The organism is Bartonella vinsonii subsp. berkhoffii ATCC 51672 (assembly GCF_902825225.1).
GTDB classification, from domain to species: Bacteria; Pseudomonadota; Alphaproteobacteria; order Rhizobiales; family Rhizobiaceae; genus Bartonella; species Bartonella berkhoffii.
This window is the reverse complement of the sequence record NZ_CADEAK010000027.1, coordinates 1-4,956: the sequence shown is the minus strand read 5'-3', so window position 1 is coordinate 4,956 and position 4,956 is coordinate 1. Positions and strand designations below refer to the sequence as shown.

Below are 4,956 nucleotides of genomic sequence, written 5' to 3'. Positions count from 1 at the left end.
CCCACAACAAGGCATCACCTTGAACTTCTTGTGTAATATTCGTGATTTTCTCTTCAAACTTCTTAACTTCATTCGTCAAATGCGTATTCACATTCTTCACACTTGTATCAAGACCTGCAAACGCACTCCCAACATTATCATAGCTAGTTTCTTCTGCAGCACCATCTTCAGAAAGCTTAGATAATTTATAGGTTGGACCTGTGAAAGTACCACTATTAAACGCAGCTTCACCACCTAAAAACTTAGCTACATCCTCACCAATTTTGTTAACCTGACCACCTGTGATTGCGTCACGTGAATCCTTGGCAATCTTACCATCAGCTACATTATGAAGTCCAACAGGTGTGGAATCTTTTCCTTTTCCAAAAGTCACATTACTATAATCAGTTTTACCATCTGTGCCTTTATCATAAAGGATAACAGCAGAATCTTCTGACTGAATATTTTTAGACAATTCTTTTAAACTCTTTTCAAGCTGTGCTTTATTAACCGCTTCATTATCCTTTGAGGCTTCTTTTACACCGGAAAGAACCCGATCTTCTTTATTCTTATTTTGAATATTGATTTCTACACCGTCCGTTTCCTTACCTATGGTGATAGGTGCCCGATCTTTATCTTGTTTCACAAGATTATCGCTAACAACAGTGTTAATCTCATCTTTAAATTCATTATGAATTTTCGTAACAGAACTGCTTATTTCAGCAAAAGCATCCGCAACATTATTATAGTTTTCTTCAGTTGCCTCACCTTCTGCACTAAATTTCTTAACCGTGAATTGAGGAGCTGTCCATTCTCCATTCTTATATCCAGCACCACCACCAAAATATTTTGCAACCGTGTCGCCCACAGAATAAAGCTGAGAACCATTTATAGCATCACTTGATGCTTCCGCAATCTGCCCAGCCTGTAAAGACGTAATTTTGCTATTTCCTTTATTTTCTCCATGCGTCGCTACAAAGGCATTATCAGATTTGCTCCACAACAAAGCATCGCCCTGAACAGCTTGCGTAATATTCGTGATTTTTTCTTCAAACTTCTTAACCTCTTGCGTTAGATGAGTATTCACATTCTTCACACTTGTATCAAGACCTGCAAATGCACTACCAACATCGTTATATGACTTTTCTGTTGCCTTACCATCGTCAGTAACATTAGAGATCTTATAAGTCGGTGCTGTCAAAGAGCCATCTTTAAAGGATGCGCTACCACCAAAATACGTAGCAACTGTATCACCCATAGAATAAAGCTGCGAACCATTGACCGCATCATGTGAATCCTTGGCAATATTACCATCACCAACATTATGCAATCCAACAGTGCCTTCCTTCGGATTTCCAAAAGTCACACTGTTCCGTTTAGCTTTACGCGCTGATCTCATAAATGTGCTTACGTCTGAGTCTTCTGAATTTTCTTCTGTATCATAGAAAACCGCTACAGAACGCACGTCTTTAATTTCATTAGTAAGTGTGTTCACGTTTTCATCAAGCTGTGCTTTATTAACTGCTTCATCACCCTTTTCTGCCGCCTTCAATCCGGAAAGGGTGCGACTCTTACTATTCTTATCAGCAATGCTAATTTTAGCATCATCTTTTTCTTTACCAATATTAATAGACTTCGTATCTTCATCCCACTTAACAAGGCTATCACTTACAACATTAGTAATATCGTTTTTAATATTCGTGAAAGATGTACCTACACCAGCCAAAGCTTCAGCAACAGTATCATACTTCCTCTCTTCAATTGTCTCACCATCATCTTTGACAGTCTTAACTGTAAATTTTGGAGAGATCCAAGTGCCATTCTCATAGTTAGCACCACCACCAAGAGACTTCGCAACTTTATCACCTAGACTATGAAGTTGTTTCCCTGTCACTGCATCCGTGGAGCTATCATTAATCGTTCCATCTAAAAGAGATGTAAGCTTGCTATTGGTTTTGCTTCCTTCTTTGCCATGCGTCGCTACAAACGCGCTTTTAGCATTGTCCCACAACAAAGCATCACCTTGAACAGTGGTAATTTCATTTTTAATCTCTTGGGTAATTTCATTCTTAACATTCGTGATAGAATCTTTAACCTTCTCGAAAGAAGTACCAACGCCTTCAAAGGCAGATGCTACATCATTATAGGTTGAATCAGAAAAGCTACCATCAAATGCGAAGGACTTAACCTTGAATGTAGGATCACTCCACGTACCATTTTCATATTTAGCATTACCGCCTAAAGACTTGGCAACTCCGGTTCCTAGTGTATGAAGCTGTTTACCCGTCACAGCATCCGTGGAACTATCATTAATCGCTCCATCTAAAAGAGACGTAATCTTGCTATTGGTTTTGCTATCTTTTTCCCCATGCGTTGCTACAAAGGCATGAGCATCCTTACTCCACAACAAAGCATCACCTTGAACTTCTTGTGTAATATTTGTGATTTTCTCTTCAAACTTCTTAACTTCATTCGTTAGATGAGTATTCACATTCTTTACACTTGTATCAAGACCTACAAACGCATTCCCAACATCGTTATATGACTTTTCTGTTGCCTTACCATCTTCAGTAACATTAGAGATCTTATAAGTCGGTGCTATCAAAGAGCCATCTTTAAAGGATGCGCTACCACCAAAATACGTAGCAACTGTATCACCCATAGAATAAAGCTGCGAACCATTGACCGCATCATGTGAATCCTTGGCAATATTACCATTGCCAACATTATGCAATCCAACAGTGCCTTCTTTCGGATTTCCAAAAGTCACACTGTTCTTCTTAACTTCTTTACGGACTGATCTGGTAAATGCACTAACTTCTTCTGTGTCGTAGAAAACTGCTACAGAACGCACGTTATTAATATCGTTAGAAAGCTTATGTACGTTCTGATCAAGCTGTGCTTTATTAACTGCTTCATCACCCTTTTCTGCCTCCTTCAAGCCAGAAAGTATGCGACTCTGACTGCCCTTATCAGCAATGCTAATTTTAGCATCACCCTTTTCTTTACCAATATTAATAGATTTCGTATCTTCGTCCCACTTAACAAGCTCATTACTTCTTTCAGCGTTAATCTTATTCTTAATATTCGTAAAAGAGCTGCCAACATCAGCTAAAGCCTCAGCAACAGTATGGTAAGTTGACTCAACTGTACTGCCATCACTCTTGAACGTATTGACTTTGAAATTAGGATCGCTCCACTTTCCATTCGTATATCCAGCCCCGCCACCAAAATATTGTGCCACATGCTGAGCAACTGTTTTTAAATCATTGCTAACAGTAGTAACATTCTTATTGGTTTCAAAAAGCTGGGAACCATTCACTGCTTGATTTGAAGTTGCAGAGAGGTCCCCATTTTTAATGTCTTTTATCTCTTTATTTCCAGCAGAAATACCAGTCGTGGTTATTTTAGGACCATTGACAATCACTAAACCTGTTGCATCTAAGGTGGTACCACCCCCCATTTTTGCACTACTCAGTGTAACGTCCTTGGCTAAATCGAATTTTACTTTATTGTCTTTATCGCCCTTTGTAATCTTAAGATTTTTACTTTCAGCAGAAAAATCTACACCACTATTCATAGGTACAGTTGTACCATTTGCATTATCAACAGATAATTTCCAACCGTTTTTTCTTACAACATCTTCTAAGTCTTTTAACTGTCCAACATTTACTGCATCGGAAAGCTCAGAGCCCGCTGCTACACCTGTAATTTGGCGCGTTATATTCTTATCATAATCACCAACGCTCACTACACCATGCGTACTTTTCCATTGCGCTTTAGTGTTTGTTGTAGTCCCCTTCAGACTAGGAGCATACCCCAAAATACCAGCATCCCTGCTCGCTACAGAATCCCTCCCTAGTGCAATACCATCTTTAACCGTCACGTTAGAATCGGTACCTAAAGCGATACTTCCAGCCTCACTTGCTTTTGAATACAAGCCTATAGAAATAGCTTTTTCAGCAGATGCATATGCACGGTGACCAAGAACAGTCGAGCCATACCCTAGAGCTTTAGAAACAGCACCAACAGCTGTTGTATAATCAGCCCCTGCTGTTGTATAATCATCATCTCCATGCTCACTCTTCTTATTATAATCACCACCTATTGCGACACTGCTTATACCTGTAGTGTGAGCCATGTGTCCTATAGCAATGCCATCTGCCTTCGATGTCTTAGCACGATGTCCAACAGCAATCGAGTAATCGCCTCCTGACACTGTACGGCCCTCAGGGGGAATCGGATTATTGTCCACTCTACCTTCGCCACCTATTGCGATACTTTTTTTGCCTACAGCGTGCGCCAAATGACCTACTGCAACAGCTTGCGATTGATCCACCTGCACACCAAACCCAACAGCAACCGAGTCTACATCTAACATTGATATATTGGTACCAATAACAACATTATCAGTCTCATTATGCACTTTTGGGGCGAATTTCAGATCATTACCAAATACAACATTCGTACCCACTACGCCCTTATCCACTGCACGTTGCATGCCATTATTTAAAGTACTCTGTAAGAGATCAGATACATTAATAATACTTGGTTTCTCATCACTCTGTACAAACTGTTGGCTTCCAGTATTTGCTGCCAAACGAGCCCTCAATGAGGTTGGATCGTTATAAGATACGAGTGCTCGCTCAGTTACAGGAGCGCCCTGTCCCTCCATAAATGAAACTTCTGCACCAACGTCATTCGCCTGTAAACCTTCAGCGCTCGCTGTCACATCCACATTCATCACACCAGCATTCATTGGATCAGATGCCGTTACTTGCTCATTCACAGGTACAGACGAAGAAATTCTAGAAGATTTGGCTTTCTCATTTGCCTTAACATTCTTGGGCTGCACATCTCCAGCATTTACAGAAAAAACATTCGATAAGAATGCAATCATTATAGCCAACAACAGCATCACTTTAACGAAAGAAAAACGAGAATTCTTTAAATTCCTCATTGTTGTTTGTATGGCAT

1 protein-coding gene is annotated in these 4,956 nt (G+C 40.0%); it reads right to left on the bottom strand.

The features are described 5' to 3' along the window. Positions 1-4,879, bottom strand: a 4,879-nt coding sequence (locus tag J7R10_RS07565; RefSeq protein ID WP_246787414.1) for a hypothetical protein, incomplete at its 3' end; no start/stop codon positions are given. Positions 4,880-4,956: the final 77 nt, after the last annotated feature.